The sequence below is a fragment of the Candidatus Saccharimonadales bacterium genome, from assembly GCA_040903985.1.
Lineage (GTDB): Bacteria > Patescibacteriota > Saccharimonadia > QS-5-54-17 > QS-5-54-17 > JBBDUI01.
On the sequence record JBBDUI010000002.1, the window covers coordinates 607507 to 624891 of the forward strand.

A 17385-nucleotide genomic window follows, 5' to 3' on the forward strand; every position below is an offset into this window, starting at 1 on the left:
GATGAGCTTGTATCAGTTATCGTTCTGCCGTTGCAGAAGGGCAGATACTTTCAAGACCTTAAAAACAGGTCCGTTGCGTAAGGCGCGGTGATTTACTACAATTAATAGGCGTTATGCGGGTGTAGCTCAGTTGATAGAGCGCGTCCTTGCCAAGGACGAGGCCACGAGTTTGAGTCTCGTCACCCGCACCAAAGTTGAGTTTTAGCGCCGTCAGGCGCTTTTTCTTTTTCCTCAATTACCAAGTTAAAAGGGTAATTCACGGTATATGACAAGTTTTTATCGTTCAGTTTAAGGTTAGAAACTAGGAATCCTAAGAGCTTGGAACGCTGCCCCTCATCTGCAAGCTGAAACAGCTCTGAAACTCGACTTACTAAATCTAACAGATATGAAGCGGTTACTAAGAAGTCCTTATTCCCTCTGGTTAGAACATTTAGCCTATCATTGAGCTGTTGCTGTCTATTTGTTAATGTCTCTACAATTTTATCGTGTTGTTCTGGTGATATTTTTTCATCTACTAGTTTTTCAAACCACATTTCAATTTTTTTGTCGATTGAATCATATTCCTCTCGAACTGATAGTAACGACTGTGAGTAATATTTTTGTTGGTCGTCGTGGTTATCTTTTAGTTCTTTAATAACTTTGTTTAATAGCTTTTCCGGAATATTTATCCTTTTTACAAGAGCTTCCATAGAGCCTAGTACGAGCGATTCTGCGGTGTTGGGGTTGCTACACTTAGAATTTGCACACTTGAGGTACACCCAACGTTTACACTGGAACGGGGAAATAGTACGACCACACTTACCGCAGCTTAGAATATCGCTAAAATTGAAGTTTAGACTATCCCATTTGGTTTTCATTGATTTGCGCTTGTCTTTAATGAGCTGACACCTATTAAACAAGGCTCGGTCTATTAATGGTGCGTAATTATGAGGGTAATCTTTTCCTTTCTGAGTCATCATTCCGTAATAAAACTTATTATTAATTATAGCTTCGACAGCCCCTTTGGATAGGGTAGTTTTACCAGTTTTACTGCTCGTAAAACCAGCTTTTGCTAATTCTTTAGCGATAAGGCTGTACGGCATTCCTATTGCCCTTAGCTCAAACGCTTTTACAATGTAATGCGCTCTTTGCTCATCGACCACAATATCTTTTAATGGCTTGTTGGGATTACTAGTAGGTATAGATATGTTTTGATATCCTATTGGCGCCCTGTGAACCCATATACCATCATTTAACATCTGTTCAAAACGACGCTTTACATTGTCTCGGCTTGAATCGGAATAGTACTTAGCAAGCAGCATTCCTATACCAAGCCTGAATAAGTCTGTGGCTGGCGAACTAGATGATATGAATAAATTGTCTGATGGAAAATGTAGTTCTATTTTATCTTTTTCCACGAGCTGTCCCATTATTCTCACTTCTCTCTGTGAGGCGTCACGAGTAAAACGGTCTATTTTATCAAAGACAATTATCGCCTGTTCATTCAAAGACTGGATTTCATCTTCAATCAAAGAAGCGAATTTTTGCCTGGCGTCCTTGTAGGCACTTTCATCGAACTCATGGTATCGCCATTCTTTGTCTTTATAGTTCAAAGTTCTAGCATAGTTTTCAAGCCGTTGCTTCTGTGCGGGTAACGCTTTACGTTGCTGCACGTCCGATACCCTAGCGATTAATAGAATTGGTTTTTTATTGGTAGTAGCATTCATGATTATATCCTTTACAAATATATTATATTGTTATTTAGTAGTATTTTCTATCGTTTTAGCTTTAGCCTTTTGAGCTAGGTCTATTTGAATGAGTACATCTAGAAATCCTGCAAGGTTCTTTAAGTCTTTAGGAGTTTCTGTAGATGGATTGTTGGGTTGTTTGGGGGTTACCATTTGAAACCCCCGTAATGTGTCGAGAAAATATCCGCAATATTATTCTCAGTATTTTTTAATTTTGGTCTTTTTAGAACTTCATATTCTTTACTGGTCACTATTGAAGCAGGTACACTCCTCAATTTGTTCTGGTAATCTCCTTGTTTTCGAGGTAGCTGTGTACAAACTTTTTGGTGTTCGTACAGTTTTATGACACAAGGTATTAGGTCGTATGTGTTAGAAGTTCCTCGCTTATGTCTGCGTTTAACGAACTGTTTTTCTTCCAGTTTTCTCAATCGTCTTTGAACGGTTGAATAACCTTTGTGAGAGAACTTGCATAGCCGAGTAATTGACGGGTATACCCGACTATTGTGGCTGAACCAAAATGTTAGCAAGTGTATCAGTGTTAATGTCTCACCGTCTGTTAGCCCAAGATGACCCTGGCAAGCTAACAGTAAGTTTGGTACCTGAGTGAAGTTAAACTCCTCTATTTCAGGTGACCATTTCTCTGAAAAACCGTATTCCTTGTTATTGGTTTTCATCGTATTTTCCTTTGCGATGAAGCCAGCCCAACGGAACGGTTGTTATTGGTGTTGGGTGGCTTCGTTGCCGTTCCAAACACCACTTTAGACATTAAAAAAGGAGCTGTAATAAAGCTCCTAAATTACTCGATTTTAGTCGGTTTTAACTTCTTAGGTTGGTAATATTTCTCGGTTTGTTACGGTTTCGTCACGGTTAGATTTTAGCCATTTTTCGAACCACTCAAGTTGTTCTCCGCTTATCTCTTTCCAAGGGGTGAACCTTATTGTTTTCTGTGTAGTTCTTTCAAAAAATATCTTCTTTAACTCTCTATTGAAGTGGCAGTTTCTAACAAGTTCACTCAAATCGGTTTTCGTTTTACAGCCTTCAACTTTTTCTTGTATCTCGTGAATGCTTATCGGTCTATCATGATTTTTAAGAATATAACGCATGAAGTTATACGGTGGGCTGTCGTATCTGAGTGGCTTGCCAAGTATTACATTTGCCCCTTCGATTAAATCAATACTTGCATACCTAAGTCCGACAGTTATTAAGTTATTTCGTAAATCAATAAAAATAATTTCTGACCTGTTTTTCTTGGTTTGGGTAGATTTATGTTTTTTATCAGTAAGGACGCTGTCGTGGTACTGGTATTTTTCCAAATCTTTCTTTCTAGCTTTGTTTCTCACTGACTCAAAATTGTCCAGAATATTAACTTTATAATTTCTCAAAGACTTCATTTTTCCAAAAAGATAGTGATAGTCTACGTCAAGAATATCTGCCTTAAACGTTGGGTTGTTCAATGATATAGATCCATCATCTTCTAACTTTTTATTTGGCTTGGTGTAGGAGTACTTAATACATTCATAATCATCTTGTAATGCGTCTAGAATATATTTCTGGTCTTCAAGTCGTACACCCGCAACGTCCAAGTCCTCTGAGCTGAAAGATACCTTGTTACCCGATAATGATTCTTGCAGGAACCTATCAATCAGGTTGATTGCGATTAATATTTTTTCACGACCAGTCATTAGTGTAAATTATACTCTATAATCCCATTCCTCACTGTTCCGCTCTTAGTTTTTGAATTTTTATTACTAATGAAAACTAGTCGTGTAATGTACGAAAACCACTCGTTTGAGTGATGAGTTTGGGTGTCTGTCTGCAAAGTCTTCAACAGCTTTTTGAGCTATCATAATCACGTCTTCGTATGGATTGCCGTGTAAGCCTGAGCCTAACGCAGGAAAAGCCATGGACTCTACACCATAGTCATCTGCAAGTTCTAACGAAGTATAAAAGCACTTATAGAGTATCTTTGGCTCTTTACCTTTATGGTAGCCGTATATAGGCGCAACTGTGTGTATGACGTATTGAGCTGGTAAGTCGTAGGCTTCGGTAATCTTTGCTTCGCCATAATCACAGCCACCAAGTTCTTTACAGGCATTTGCTAGTTCGGGTCCTGCGATTGAATGGATTTTACTGTCTACACCACCGCCAGGAATGAGCTGAGTGTTGGCTGCATTCACGATAATATCTGCATGGAGTTTTGTTATATCCCAATTCATTTCTTCTAGTCTTAATGTACGCATTCTAGTATTCGTTCCTCATGGCATTAATAAAATCTAGTAATGCTGGTTTACGGTTCATGCCATATTTTTTGTTGAGTTCTTTAGTTTTGGCGATAGTTGCTTCGTTAATACGATATATTACTGGTTGAGCGAGCTGTTTGGCAGTTTCTCTATCTATTTCGCCCGTCCTATATTTGTGTTGAATAGTAGCGATATCAGCTCTGTTTTTGACTGCTTGCTCAATGTTCTTTTCCATACTTCGCATTCTGTATAGAAAATTAGAGGAATGCGAGCCGTAAAGTAGCCTTTCTGAGCTATTCTCAGCCTCTCTACGCTGTGTTTAGTGCAGATTAATAACTATGGACTATAAACAGAGGTGTTTATAGCGTACAATGTTGCATAATATGGCTAGTCTATTTGGTAAAAACAAACTTCGTGATATAGCGACAAAACTACAAACTTCTGACTTAGAAGATAAAATTGCAATCGTTAAAACTTGGCACAATGATTATCACAAAGGTAGCTTAAAAGCAGATAAAGAAACTTCCCGCGAGCAAGCCTACAATCATGACTTTTTCATAAAGATTTTAGGTTATAAAGAAAAACCTACAGTGCCGTATAGCTTTGAGCCAAAAGCTACTACTGATAAAGGTCAACTCCCTGACGCTGTTCTTAGCCACACTGACGTAACACAAGACATCAAGAATATTGCAGCTGTAGTGGAATTAAAGGGTGCAAGTATTGAGTTAGACAGACCACAACGGCGTGAGGGCAACATGAGTCCTGTGCAACAGGGGTTCAAGTACAAGACTCAGTATAGAAACTGTCCATTTGTGGTTGTCAGTAACTTTTGGGAGTTCAGGCTATACCACGACAATCAACTTGATTATGAGCTATGGACACTCGATGACTTAGTTGACCCTGATGACGACTATCTCAAGTTCAAGACTTTCTACACACTTCTCCACAGTGATAACCTCACAACACCAAAGGGAGCAAGCAAGACAGAGGGCTGGCTCAGTGATATACGTTATGAGCAGGAAGAAATCGGAAAGAAATTCTACAAGATGTACCGAGAAGCTCGTCTCGATCTGCTAAGAGACATTTACAGGCACAATCAAACTGTACGTTCAGATATTGATATGGGTATAGAAAAAGCCCAAAAGATTATTGACCGCATAGTATTTGCCTGTTTCGCAGAGGACCGAGGCTTGCTTCCAGACAATACCTTGCAACGAGTTATTCAAGCTGCCGATAAGTCAGCGTTTGGTGGTTCGCTCTGGTCAACCTTCAAAGCGTTCTTTGAAGCAATTGATGTTGGTAGCGAAAAACTAGAAATACCAGACGGCTACAACGGTGGCTTATTTGCACATGATCCGACTCTTAACGCCCTCAAAGTAAGTGATGAGCCACTACGAAAAGTAGCAAACATCAGTAACTACAACTTTGAGGAAGATTTAAGCGTTACGATTCTTGGCCATATCTTTGAACAGTCTATTAGTGACCTAGAAGAAATCAAAAGCAAAGTCGAAGAAACTAAAAGCCTAGATTCTTTTCAGCAGTCACGAAGAAAAAAAGACGGCATTTTCTATACTCCTGACTACATAGTGCGTTATATCGTTGATAATTCACTCGGTGCTTACTTGCGAGGTGAAGAAGAACGTCTAAAGTCTGAGTTTAAGCTCAAGGGCGACATTACAGACAAAAATTATGAAAAGAGAGAACGCCAAGCATACAGTAAGTATCAAGAATTTTTACAGAATGTAAAAGTCGTTGACCCTGCTTGTGGCTCAGGTGCATTTTTGGTTTATGTTTTTGATTATCTACTTGCAGAAAATAAACGTGTAGCAAGTATTCTCGGCAATAACTTGTTTAGTAGTGAGGATTACATAAAATCAATCCTACAGAACAATATTTATGGTGTTGACCTCAATGATGAATCGGTTGAGATTACTAAACTATCGCTTTGGCTTAAATCTGCTCAAAAAGGCAAAAAACTCACAACACTGGACAACAACATCAAATGTGGCAACAGTTTAATTGATGACTCGGAAGTTGCTGGCGATAAGGCGTTTGTGTGGGAAAAAGAATTTCCTGAAATCTTTGCCAAAGGTGGCTTTGATATAGTTGTCGGAAACCCCCCATGGGTGTTCACTCGTGAAGGTGGTTTTACGCAAGGCTCAAAAGATTTTATAAGTGCGTACATAGAAAATAAAAGCATTACTACTGAGTCCCGCGGTCTTAATATCCAAAAAGGCAAAATTAATCTATATGCAGTGTTTATCGCTAAGGGCTTAGACCTTCTTACGAAAGGCGGTGTACTTTCATACATTGTCCCGAATAGCATACTTCGAGCTACGCCTTATGAGGCGTTTCGAAAGTATTTACTCGATAACTTTGCCATTAAACAGATAGTTAATCTTGGAGCAGGTATATTCAGTGGAGTTACTGCTTCATCAGTCATATTGTCCATTGGAAGAAAAGAAGGCATATCTAGTAACTACGAAACAGAAATCATTATAGACATACAAAATCCAAATGAAAAATCTAGGCTAGAGCAAAATAACTTCTCGAACAACGCCAGTTACGTTTTTAACATACTCGCAAAAAAGGAAGAAGTAACGTTAACAACAAAAATACTATCAAATCATATCGTTCTAGGGAATATAGCAAAATTTATTTCGCCAGGTATTGACGGTGATAAGTCTAAATATGTTAGTAAAGAACGGCTGAGTGATGATTATAAGCCATTATTATTTGGTAAATCATTCGGTAGGTATACGATCAATTTTGATAATAACTACATTCTCTATGACAGGTCAAAATTGAATAGGGCGAGAAAAGAAGAAATCTTCACATCAGACAAAATCATTATACAAAGAATAAGCGGCGGACTTAATCCTTTAAGATGTACGCTTGATGTAGAACAGTTCTATACGTTCAACTCAGTCAATAACGTCATACTTAAAGATGACAGTGGCGTTTCAGCTCATTATGTACTGGCGCTACTGAACTCAAGGCTGCTCAACTGGTACTATTCAACTAACTTCTCTAACAAATCAACTCTTACGGTAAATATATCCAAGACTTTTCTTGAAAAGCTACCGATAGCAATAGGGTTAAAAGGTGAGCAGGACTCTTTAGAGAAATTGACCAAGAAAATACTTAGCTTATACAGTAAGCAAGACCAGGTTTTGACTCGTATAGAGAAAGTCATTTTGTCAGAATATCAAATAGAAAAATGGCCGACTAAACTCAATAAATGGTGGTTAATCGACTTTGCTACTTTCGTAAAAACACTCAAGATAACCCTCACGCTTTCACAAAAAGATGAATTGATGATACTTTACGAAAAATATCGCAAAGAGTTACTGGCGCTTGAGCAAGAAATCAAAAACACTGATTATGAAATCAACCAGTCTGTCTATTCACTGTACGGTTTAACAAATGAAGAAATTGAAATTATTGATAAGCAAACAAATGAATAAGGCCAACGATAACTTAAAAAACAATAAGCTAGACTGGACGGCTATAGTAACAAAAGCGAGCTTAGGCGCTGTCCCTATTGCAGGTAGTTTTTTAGCGGAGATTGTAGGAACGTTAATCCCTAATCAACGAATCGAAAGAATCGCTGAGTACGTTACAGAACTTAATAATAAGCTAGAGACTATCCCTGAACATGTAGTAAAGAGATTAAGGAATAACGAAGAATTTATTGATTTAGTTGAGGAGAGTATTATTCGGGTCGCCCGCTCAATATCAGAAGAAAGACGCAAATACATTTTGAATATCGTTCAAAATGGTATTTCAGATGATGACTCAACTGTTAATAACGCAAAATATCTTTTGAGACTGTTATCAGAGATAAACGACAATGAAGTAATCTGGCTTCGTTATTTTCACGAGCGGACACTAAACGATAAGGCTCATTTTCAAGCATTGCACAAAAATATTCTTTCACCCGTACAAGTTGTACTAGGGTCTAGTAAAGAGGAACGCCAACGAGGGGCAGTTCAGGAAAGCTACAAAGAACATCTGGAACGACTTGGCTTAATTGAAAATAATATCAAAATGAACAAAGACCTTGGTGTGCCAGAATATGATACATTCACTAATAAGCCAAAGGTGTCATATACTCAGACCACAACATTGGGTAACATGCTCTTAGAGAAGATTGGTTTAATAAATAATGCAGCAAAATAGTTTCAAACAAGTCGCATACGACATTCTAAAAGAAGCCGGTAACCCACTCCACAGTAAGGAGATTACTAAATTAGCACTCCAACGAGGATTGCTAGTAACAGACGGCAAAACACCAGAGGCAACCATGAACGCTCAGCTAGTGGTTGATATTAATAAAAAAGGTATCAAATCAAAGTTTATCAAAACAGCCCCTTCAACATTTTATTTGAACGATAATTCTGAACCCATTGAAACAAAAGAAGAAATAGCAGAAGAAGCTAAAAAAGAAGCTGTCATCTCAAACGTATCATCAAAGCAGAAAGGCGATATTGCTGAGGCTAGAGTTGCCGAACTTATCACCCTCTACGGTGATAATGAGGTGTCTTGTTTCAAGCCAATTTCCGATGACGAAGGAATTGACTTAATTGTAAAGCCTAAGGGGCAATTGAAATCACTGTATATTCAAATCAAGTCACGATTTGGCAGTAACCCAAGTGAAATATTCACCGCTACTGTCAAAGCCTCAGGGGTAGTAGAAAATTATTCAATGGTCTACTTGTTTTGCTACTTTGATACTTCAACTGGCGATATGTGGGACTATGTATGGCTTGTCCCTGCACCAGACTTCAAACGGCTAGCGAACAATCTTCAAGGCGGTAGTTTGTATGGATTTGTAGCAGGTAGGAAAAAATCGGACAGTAATAAATGGGACCAGTATCTCATACACAAAACCGACTTATCGGAGTCAATAATTAATCAACTTTCAAGACTGTAGATTTGTAAATTATGTACCTGTCTAAATCTGACTTCCTAAAATATCAATGTTGTCCAAGTTATCTATGGCTATGGAAATACAAAAAAGAAGTCGTACCCGTAGATGATGAGGAAGCAATTAATCAGCGACTAGAACAAGGTAATGAAGTTGAGCGTTTTGCTCGTGGCTTATTTCCTAACGCTGTTCTGGTTGGTTCTTACGGTAAGAAGGCTCGTAACGAAACCGAGAGGCTTGTAAGTAATGATGTGCAAGCAATATTCCAAGCTACTGTTTATACAGACAAAGAATTATTGGCAATGGCAGATATTATTGAATTTGATGAAGCCACGCAATCTTGGGATTTGTACGAAGTAAAATCTACCAACTCTGTTAAAAAAGAACATATATATGACCTTGCTTTTCAGCGAGTGGCATTTGAAGACGCTGGCTATAAAATTGGTAAGGTAATTGTCATTCATTTAGATAAAACTTACGTTCGCAAAACAGCAGTAGAGCCATCTGAACTTTTAACGCAAACCGATGTTACAGAAAAGGTTGAAAAAATACTACCAACAATACGGCAACAAGCCTATGACGCTATTGAAGTATTAAAACAAAACGATGAGCCAAAAAAGTGTAGTTGTAGACTTAAAACTCGTTCAGGACACTGCTCGACATTTAATTATCTTAATCCCGATATTCCTGAGTATTCTGTTTTTAATATTTCAAGAATAGGTGCTAAGAATCTGGCAGTACTTGTAGATGGAGACATTCATAACGTACATGATGTACCAGAGGACATAAAACTTTCTATTGGTCAGAAAAATCAAGTACTGGTGGCTAGGAGTAAAGAGCCGATTATAAACAGGCCAGCTATTCAAGAATTGTTAAGCGAACTTGAATTTCCTCTTTATTTCCTAGACTACGAAACCGTTTCATCGGCCTTACCAATGTTTAATGGCTGTACACCATTCCAACAAATACCGTTCCAGTATTCTTTACACGTTCTGAGAGAGCCTGACGGCGAACTTGAGCATTATGAGTATCTTGGGCGTGATAGCACCAATCCACCAATGCCAGAGCTACTCGCAAGCCTACAGAACAATATCGGAGATACAGGTAGCGTTATTGTTTGGTATAAAGTCTTTGAAACAGGACGCAACACAGAAATGGGTAAAGCATTCCCTGAATACGCGGAGTTCCTTGAGGGCATAAATAATAGAGTGTTTGATCTAATGGACATATTCAGTAAACAGCATTATGTACACCACGATTTCAAAGGCAGTAGCTCAATCAAATATGTGTTACCAGTCCTTGTGCCTGAGTTCTCATACAAGGAAATGGATATACAGAACGGATTAGTCGCTTCAATACGGTGGTATGACGCCGTTATGGGTGCAGTAGACGAAGAACAAGCCCAAAAGACTTACGAAGCACTCTTGAAGTACTGCTGTTTAGATACTTTGGCAATGGTTAAGATTTACGAATACTTAAAGAAACTATAAGTTAAACGTAAGCAATATAGTTATCAACCAAACAACGATACAATAATCTTATGGTTGCAAATCAACAAAAAGGAAAACAACTAATAACTCTCAATGAGCATATTGGTGTACCTGTAGAAAAACTTGAAGAACTGGGTATCCTAAACGCAATAATCGGCATAGATACTAAATTATTCATTGACCCTAAGTTGATAAATGTTACTGATATACCTGAACTTGATAATGTTGTAGAGGACATTCGTGCCTATGTTCGTAAACTGATATCTGTAAATAATCAGGCAGCAAAATCCGAACGTATTAGACAGATTGCAATAAAGATGATTGCCATTGAAGAACCAAAAGGTCTATCAATCGGTTACGGAAACAGCAGGGATAGTGGTACTTCCATTTCAGAAAGTGTGGCAAGGAAATCACTGCAATCATTATCTGAAATGATTTCAATCGGTGTAGAAGACCTTGAAGTTATGGAAATGCTAGGACTGTTTATAAGCAGATTCGGAGCTGACAGCATTAGTGATTTAATATCACACATCATTTATCCCCGACTTTGTGCGTATACCCAAAGAGTCTCAAAAGAACTTGGTATAAAGGTTAAGGTATTTGAAATAAACGAAGCAAAGTATAACCTACCTGCACACCCCAAAAAAGATACTCCGCTTATTTTTGTTCCATTAGTGATATTGAGCGAACTTCCATTGGCGACTAGTTGGGAAGAAATTGCAGTTGCCGCCCAGTTAAACGAAAAATGCAGACAAGCCTTTAACGACTTAGTCGGAGCCGATATTGCAAATTACGCAAAAAAGATTAAGAAGAACCCAGCACTTGTTACTGGTTCAATTGAAGCAATGAAAACCCTTATAGCCATCTATGACGAAGCTGTTGTAAGACCATATGATAGACAAAAAGACCCCGCTGGATACGTTCGTCTAAGCAAATTCGCGGCACAACTTAACGACAAGCTGCAATCACCAAACACGGTTATTAAAAATACAAACGAAATGGTTGAGTTTATTGACGGACAAGTAATAGACCAGTTTCGTCGTAATATTGAAAAACTAGGAGCTAACACCTTGCTGTACCACCGAAAAGGTGAATCTCCTGATTATTTGAAGCCAGTCAGAGAAGACGCTGCACAGATTATTTTCCATACAGCTGCTGACCACATCTGTCAAAATAACGACATTTTGGTAAGTAGGGAGCCAGCGGTTGGTAATGGTGCTGTGGATTTCACAATTGGTCAAGGTTCTAGCAATAAGGCGGTCGTTGAAATTAAAAAATCAAACAATAAGAACCTGATTGACGGATATAATTTACAATTACAAGAGTATGTGGAACGAGAGAAAGCGGCTATCGCATTCTATGTAGTTGTATTAGTAACTCAAGCAAGTGTGGATAACAAAGATTCACAGTTGAACGAACTTAAAAAAATGTATGCTTCTAAATTACGCAAAAAAGAACAATGCCCAAGATTAGTAATTATTAATGGTCTTGAACAATTAAGCCCAAGTAAGATGAGGAGCAATTAACTAAGTAATCAAATCTGCCGACAGATTAAATTGCCTTACTAAATCCTGTAACTTATAATTGTCTACATTGCCTTGGTTAGCGGTTAGAAATACACCAGCTATCCGGCACCAAATGCTTAATTATCAAACTATGAACAAACCCTGACTACTTTATTGAAGCTGAGTATGGACAATAACCCTAGACTGCACAGTTGCGCCATCAACCATAACCGCTGTAGAGTATGGATATAACAAACGGTAGTAAAACATTCTATGCCCCGCCTACCAATCCCCGGATCAGACGAAGGAACATGGGGTGATATCCTCAACGAGTTCCTCAGCGTCGAACTAGCTAGTGATGGCTCTCTCAAACGCGGTACCGAGCTAACCCAGAAGCTCAACCGTAGTGGCGACACCATGGGCGGCAATCTCAGTCTTGGTGGAAACCGTATCATCGGGTTAGCCGACCCCACCAACGCTACTGATGCGGCTACTAAGAACTATGTAGATACAGCTGATATAGCATCCCACACCACCACCCACCAATCCGGCGGAACTGACGAACTGAACGTCGATGGCCTCTCCGGTGAATTAGCCGACCCTCAAATACCGAAAGGCCACTCACTGGGTGGTATAGAACACAGTGCTACCACCCTGGCTGCCCTCAACGCCAAGCTCAGTGACGCCACCCTTGATGATGCCAGTGCTACTCGTACCCCAACTGAGCACGGTAATGAAGCCCATTCCGCTACCTTCATCACGGCTGCCGAAGCCCCTGTTCAGTCCGTCAACGGTAACACCGGTATTGTTTCACTCGATGCCAGTGATGTAGGAGCTGATCCCTCCGGTACCGCTACCACAGCTGTTACTGATCATGAGGCAGCAGCAGATGCACATTCAGCTACCAGCATTGAGTTCGATCCGACCGGCCTTTCATACACTACAGCGATAGATGTCCAACAAGCCATCACCGAGCATGATCAGGCGATTGGTGATGGTACGTCGGGGCCGCCGCAGGTAGACACGTTCACAGCGTCGGGGACATGGGTCAAGCCGACCGGAGCGAAGCTTGTCGTTGCTCATGTCGTTGCTGCCGGTGGGGGAGGATCAGAACAGGATGGGTTCGGCGACGGTGGCGGAGGTGGGGGCGGGTCGCTACTCATTGTTGTATCCGCTGATGAACTTGATGCGACCGAGATAGTCACGGTCGGCTCAGGAGGGGCTGGTGCAACGGCCGGTGCATCGGCGGGTAATGGTGGCAGCAGCGCTTTCGCAGGCTACAGTGTCACCGGCGGGGGAGGATCGCGTAACCCTACAGGAAACAGCAAAGGTGGCGGGCACGACGGAGGTGCCGGCAGCTCTGGTGGAGCCCCCGTCGGTGCAGCTTTTGGTGGTGGTGGGGGGGGCCGGAGTTCGGGCTCGGCAATCCCTGGGGCTGGTTCGGTCTACGGCGGCGGCGGCGGTAGTACAAATGGAGCAGCCGGTGGGCCTTCGACGTTCGCTGGTGCAGGTGGTGTTGGGTCGACTGGCAGCGGAACGGGCGGTGCGGGCGGCATTCCCGGCGGCGGCGGCGGCGGGTCGCTGACTGGAACGGGCGGAGCAGGTGCCCGTGGCGAGGTTCGTATTACAACCTACTTCTGATCGGGTTAGCATATGTGGTATGCGCAGTAATGATCGACAATGTCACCAGTCGTTCGCCTGTCCTCGAAATCGAATCTGGTATAAATAACGATATTAATTTATTGCAAAACGATAAATAGTATGCAAGACTAGTCATAAGATAATTATAGAAAAGGTGCAATAGATGAATCGAGGATCAACCATATTCTTAAGACTAGTTATTCTTACAATCGGACTAGTAGTCCTGGCACTTTGTGTCTACGGGATTCCACAAGCACTTATGTCGGACGTTGGCGGGTATAGATTAATCCTACTCGGTATGTATGTACCGGCTATTCCGTTTTTTATCGCTTTATACCAAGGGTTTAAGCTGCTAGATTATATCGATAAAAATCAAACTTTCTCGAACTCATCGACTAAAGTCCTAGGGAATATAAAGTACTGCGGGATTGTAATTAGCGGGCTATATGTACTGGGCATGCCGTATGTTCTCATCGTCGCTGAGCGAGATGACGCTCCGGGAGTAGTACTAATCGGGCTTATCATTATTGGTGCTTCCCTCGTCATTGCCGCCGCAGCTGGCCTATTCCAGCGCTTACTTCAGAATGCTATCGATATAAAGTCTGAAAACGACCTGACGGTCTAGGAGTAGATGATGGCGATAATCATTAACATCGATGTCATGCTCGCAAAGCGTAAGATGAGCGTGACGGAACTAGCGGAGAAGGTAGGCATCACTCTGGCGAATATCTCTATTTTAAAGAATGGCAAGGCAAAAGCGGTGCGGCTGTCGACCTTGGAGGCAATTTGTGAAGCGCTTGGATGCCAACCGGGAGATATACTAGAGTATCGCAATAATGAAACGAAAGAAGAGGCTTAATAATGGAGAATAATACCCAAGTTATAGGAAAGAGAAACATAATCCGTATCGTGCTGGGAACTGCACTCATCCTGCTCATTCCGCTTATCGCGATGCAATTCACTGATGAAGTAGACTGGAAGCTATTTGATTTCGTTATTATCGGCATACTGCTGCTTGGTACTGGATTCACCTATGAATTGCTAGCGAGCAAGATGAAAGCTCCGGCTCAGCGAGCGATGCTCGCGCTTGTGCTCGTAACACTGCTCTTTCTAATCTGGGCAGAGCTGGCTGTCGGTATCTTTGGCTCACCATTTGCGGGGTCGTAGAAGTAGGAAAATCTCGTTAGTGAATGGATCTTTAACGTCTAATGAAGTGATTAGCTGGATATTTGGCGTGGTATTCGCGGTAATCGGGGTACTGAATTTGATATTGGTGCATGTTGTGCCGGGAGTCTTTTATCTCTTTTTATCCCTCATATATTTTCCGGCGAAAAGTATTTTTGCAGGAATAAAATTCAATAATCGTATTCCACTAAGAGTCAAAATTATAATCGGACTGATGGTTCTCTGGGGGACTTTAGCTGTGGGGAGCTGACAGAGATGTTTGGTCTATAATTCTGCACAGTTTAGCATCTCGCCTAAGCTAAATGGGTAGACATCATCTACTCATCGGCCTATAACTATAGCTATAAGGTCTCTAACTGGCCATAAAGCTTTTCATAAAGTAACAATTCAATAATCAAGGAGATTCACCATGGCACTACTGACTAAATCATACCCGGCTCGACTAGATATCGACTACCCTAAAGAACTGGACCGTTTTACTACTTTCGTCCGTATCTTGTGGGCAATTCCGATTGTAGTAATTCTTTTATTGCTCACTGCGACCGGTGACGAAACTATAGTTAATGAGGCCGGTAAAGAGGTAGCGACTAGTAGCGGCGGCATCGTAAGCGGCTTGTTCGTAGCGACTGCGCTCATGATTTTGTTTAGGCAGCGTTATCCCCGCTGGTGGTTTAACTTCGCTCTAGAGCTCAACCGTTTCAGCACGCGAGTAGGTGCGTACCTACTTTTGCTTACCGATAGCTACCCGTCTACCGTCGATAAACAATCTGTCCAGCTCGATCTTGACTATCCTAACGTCAAGAAGAAGCTGAACCGGTGGTTGCCATTAGTGAAGTGGCTATTAGCCCTACCGCACTACATAGTATTGATCGTGCTGGCAGTGGGCGTGGTATTAGCCACCATCGTGGCTTGGTTTGCCATTCTCTTTACAGGTCGTTATCCGCGAGCGCTGTTTGACTATGTGGTTGGAGTAATTCGCTGGGCGTGGCGAGTTGATGCTTACGCCTTTCTCCTAGTTACGGATGAATATCCACCCTTCCGTCTGTCTTAGGCTACTGCTCGTATAGTCTAGTTCGACACTTCAAGGAGATAGTCTCAGGCATGCTTATTTATAGTGTAGTAGTTAGATAAACTAGGCTGAGAGCCAGTTTTATACTACGCTTGTGCTTGACGAATAGCGCGCCTAGGTTCTTAATCTCAGTTATGACACATCCAGATACTTCTAGGTCAATCGAGTCGGTAACAGCTGTAAGCGCAGAATCATTTCATCCGCACTTAAGCGCCGAAGAAACAGTACTTGAAGTTGCTGAACTAAACTTATCTTACCTACAGCCGGATTATGAGTTGCTCTTTAGTAGTGAGCTTTCTGATGGAAACCACCTGTACTACATGCGTGTTTTGTCTATTAGTGAAGGCGGTAATCCCAGAGTGGTGCTAAGAGAAGTGCGAGATAATCGTTCACCTTCAGGCCTATGTGCAATTCTACCCCAGGATACTTTGGATATAGCGTTAGTGATGGGTGGGTGTGAACGCATCGATCCAGGATGGGGAGCGGCTGAGGGCGTAGAGTCAGGCTGGTTGAGAGTGGGGATGCGAGCTTGGTATCTCAAGCCTATGCTTATAGATTCCGTGACACAGGACTTTTTGAAAGTAGAAGAGGCTGCTTCACCGCCGATTCAGAGAATAGCGTTTGTAGAAAACTAGCTAATGGTGCCCGGGGTGGGACTCGAACCCACATGCCGGTTAGGCACGAAATTTTAAGTTTCGCGTGTAAACCAATTCCACCACCCGGGCATATGAAATTACACTCAGGCAAAACGTTACTGTTCTGCCTGATTAAGGAAGGATAGCGAAAAGTTGGAGCAATGAAAAGTGTACTTAGCATCGCGTAAACTGATAGCTTATCCTAACGTGGAGGCGCGTACCGGATTTGCACCGGTGTACAGGGTTTTGCAGACCCTTGCCTAACTCCTCGGCCAACGCGCCGTAGCTGACGGCTACTTAATGGTATATCAATCTATACACGAGCGCCAACCAGAGCTGGATATGGGGACTTACAGATGCTATAATATGGCCAAACTAAGAGGTATAAAATCATGTGGATCGCTATCACGATTATCGCCGTTGTACTGGTCGCTATAGTATTTATTTATAACAGTCTGGTACGGGCTAATGTGCGGACTGAAGAGGCGTGGAGCGATATCACTGTGCAGCTCAAACGCCGTCTAGACCTCATCCCTAACCTGGTTAACACCGTTAAAGGCTATGCCTCGCATGAGAAAGAGGTCTTTGAGAAGGTGACTCAAGCTCGGGCGCAAGCGCTTAACGCTAGTGGCGTAAAAGAGACCGCTGAAGCTGAGAATCAGTTCGAGGGAGCCCTGAAGAGTCTATTTGCCGTCGCTGAAGCCTATCCGGACCTTAAGGCTAGTGATAACTTCCGTGAGTTACAGACTGAGCTGGTCGACACTGAGAATAAGATTCAGGCCGCCCGTCGTTTCTACAACGGTGCAGTACGTGATCTCAATATTAAGACTCAGGTGTTCCCGACCAATTTAATCGCTGGTATGTTGGGCTTTACGGAGAAGGAATTCTTCGAAGTTGAAGACATGGCCACCGTCCGTGAGCCGGTCGACGTCCAGTTCTAATTAGAGTAGTTAATTAATACTA

Annotated in this window: 16 protein-coding genes and 3 tRNA genes; 13 read left to right on the plus strand and 6 right to left on the minus strand. The window is 41.6% G+C overall.

Going from position 1 to position 17385, the window contains the following annotated elements; translation table 11 throughout:
• Positions 1-115 precede the first annotated feature (115 nt).
• Positions 116-191: transfer RNA gene (locus tag WD467_03295), tRNA-Gly, on the plus strand.
• Here the strand turns inward: WD467_03295 and WD467_03300 are convergent.
• The 4 genes from WD467_03300 to WD467_03315 all read right to left on the minus strand — a co-directional run bounded on the left by WD467_03300 (position 180) and on the right by WD467_03315 (position 4202).
• The gene (locus WD467_03300; GenBank protein MEX2452902.1) at positions 180-1706 is read right to left on the minus strand and encodes a recombinase family protein; all 1527 of its coding nucleotides are present in this window, start codon (positions 1704-1706) and stop codon (positions 180-182) included. The two genes, WD467_03295 and WD467_03300, sit on opposite strands and share 12 nt — an antisense overlap.
• A gap of 845 nt (positions 1707-2551) precedes the next feature.
• Positions 2552-3409 (minus strand): hypothetical protein, encoded by an 858-nt coding sequence (locus WD467_03305; protein ID MEX2452903.1) that lies wholly within the window; start codon positions 3407-3409, stop codon positions 2552-2554.
• Positions 3410-3475: 66 nt separating this feature from the next.
• Positions 3476-3967: a macro domain-containing protein gene (locus WD467_03310; GenBank protein ID MEX2452904.1), complete on the minus strand. Its 492-nt coding sequence runs from the start codon at positions 3965-3967 to the stop codon at positions 3476-3478.
• Position 3968: 1 nt separating this feature from the next.
• Positions 3969-4202, minus strand: coding sequence for a hypothetical protein (locus tag WD467_03315; GenBank protein MEX2452905.1), 234 nt, complete (start codon positions 4200-4202; stop codon positions 3969-3971).
• Positions 4203-4350: 148 nt separating this feature from the next.
• Between WD467_03315 and WD467_03320 the strand changes: the two genes are divergently transcribed.
• From WD467_03320 to WD467_03370, 11 genes are all read left to right on the plus strand, one after another.
• On the plus strand, positions 4351-7434 hold the full coding sequence (locus WD467_03320; GenBank protein ID MEX2452906.1) for a TaqI-like C-terminal specificity domain-containing protein: 3084 nt from the start codon (positions 4351-4353) through the stop codon (positions 7432-7434).
• On the plus strand, positions 7427-8149 hold the full coding sequence (locus WD467_03325) for a hypothetical protein (protein ID MEX2452907.1): 723 nt from the start codon (positions 7427-7429) through the stop codon (positions 8147-8149). Before WD467_03320 ends, WD467_03325 begins: the two co-directional genes overlap by 8 nt.
• Positions 8136-8903 (plus strand): HTH domain-containing protein, encoded by a 768-nt coding sequence (locus WD467_03330; GenBank protein ID MEX2452908.1) that lies wholly within the window; start codon positions 8136-8138, stop codon positions 8901-8903. Before WD467_03325 ends, WD467_03330 begins: the two co-directional genes overlap by 14 nt.
• Before the next feature lie 11 nt (positions 8904-8914).
• Entirely contained in the window at positions 8915-10387 is a 1473-nt protein-coding gene (locus WD467_03335; protein MEX2452909.1) for a DUF2779 domain-containing protein, read from the plus strand.
• 50 nt (positions 10388-10437) lie between these two features.
• Positions 10438-11913 carry a hypothetical protein gene (locus tag WD467_03340; GenBank protein MEX2452910.1) on the plus strand — a complete coding sequence of 492 codons (1476 nt, stop codon included), beginning with the start codon at positions 10438-10440 and terminating at the stop codon, positions 11911-11913.
• 252 nt (positions 11914-12165) lie between these two features.
• Complete coding sequence (locus WD467_03345; GenBank protein ID MEX2452911.1) at positions 12166-13533, plus strand: hypothetical protein; 1368 nt, start codon at positions 12166-12168, stop codon at positions 13531-13533.
• A gap of 163 nt (positions 13534-13696) precedes the next feature.
• Positions 13697-14158, plus strand: coding sequence for a DUF2975 domain-containing protein (locus tag WD467_03350; GenBank protein MEX2452912.1), 462 nt, complete (start codon positions 13697-13699; stop codon positions 14156-14158).
• A gap of 6 nt (positions 14159-14164) precedes the next feature.
• The gene (locus tag WD467_03355; protein MEX2452913.1) at positions 14165-14392 is read left to right on the plus strand and encodes a helix-turn-helix transcriptional regulator; all 228 of its coding nucleotides are present in this window, start codon (positions 14165-14167) and stop codon (positions 14390-14392) included.
• A gap of 2 nt (positions 14393-14394) precedes the next feature.
• Positions 14395-14700, plus strand: a complete 306-nt coding sequence (locus WD467_03360) for a hypothetical protein (protein ID MEX2452914.1) — start codon at positions 14395-14397, stop codon at positions 14698-14700.
• A gap of 427 nt (positions 14701-15127) precedes the next feature.
• A complete protein-coding gene (locus WD467_03365; GenBank protein MEX2452915.1) occupies positions 15128-15769 on the plus strand; it encodes a DUF4389 domain-containing protein in 642 nt (213 codons plus the stop codon).
• Positions 15770-15921: 152 nt separating this feature from the next.
• Complete coding sequence (locus WD467_03370) at positions 15922-16422, plus strand: hypothetical protein (GenBank protein MEX2452916.1); 501 nt, start codon at positions 15922-15924, stop codon at positions 16420-16422.
• Between the two features lie 4 nt (positions 16423-16426).
• Here the strand turns inward: WD467_03370 and WD467_03375 are convergent.
• Together WD467_03375 and WD467_03380 are read right to left on the minus strand one after the other, a co-directional pair.
• Positions 16427-16512 (minus strand) — tRNA-Leu (locus WD467_03375).
• A gap of 118 nt (positions 16513-16630) precedes the next feature.
• A tRNA-Cys gene (locus WD467_03380) sits at positions 16631-16704 on the minus strand.
• A gap of 110 nt (positions 16705-16814) precedes the next feature.
• Between WD467_03380 and WD467_03385 the strand changes: the two genes are divergently transcribed.
• Complete coding sequence (locus WD467_03385; protein ID MEX2452917.1) at positions 16815-17363, plus strand: LemA family protein; 549 nt, start codon at positions 16815-16817, stop codon at positions 17361-17363.
• The last annotated feature ends 22 nt before the right edge of the window (positions 17364-17385 follow it).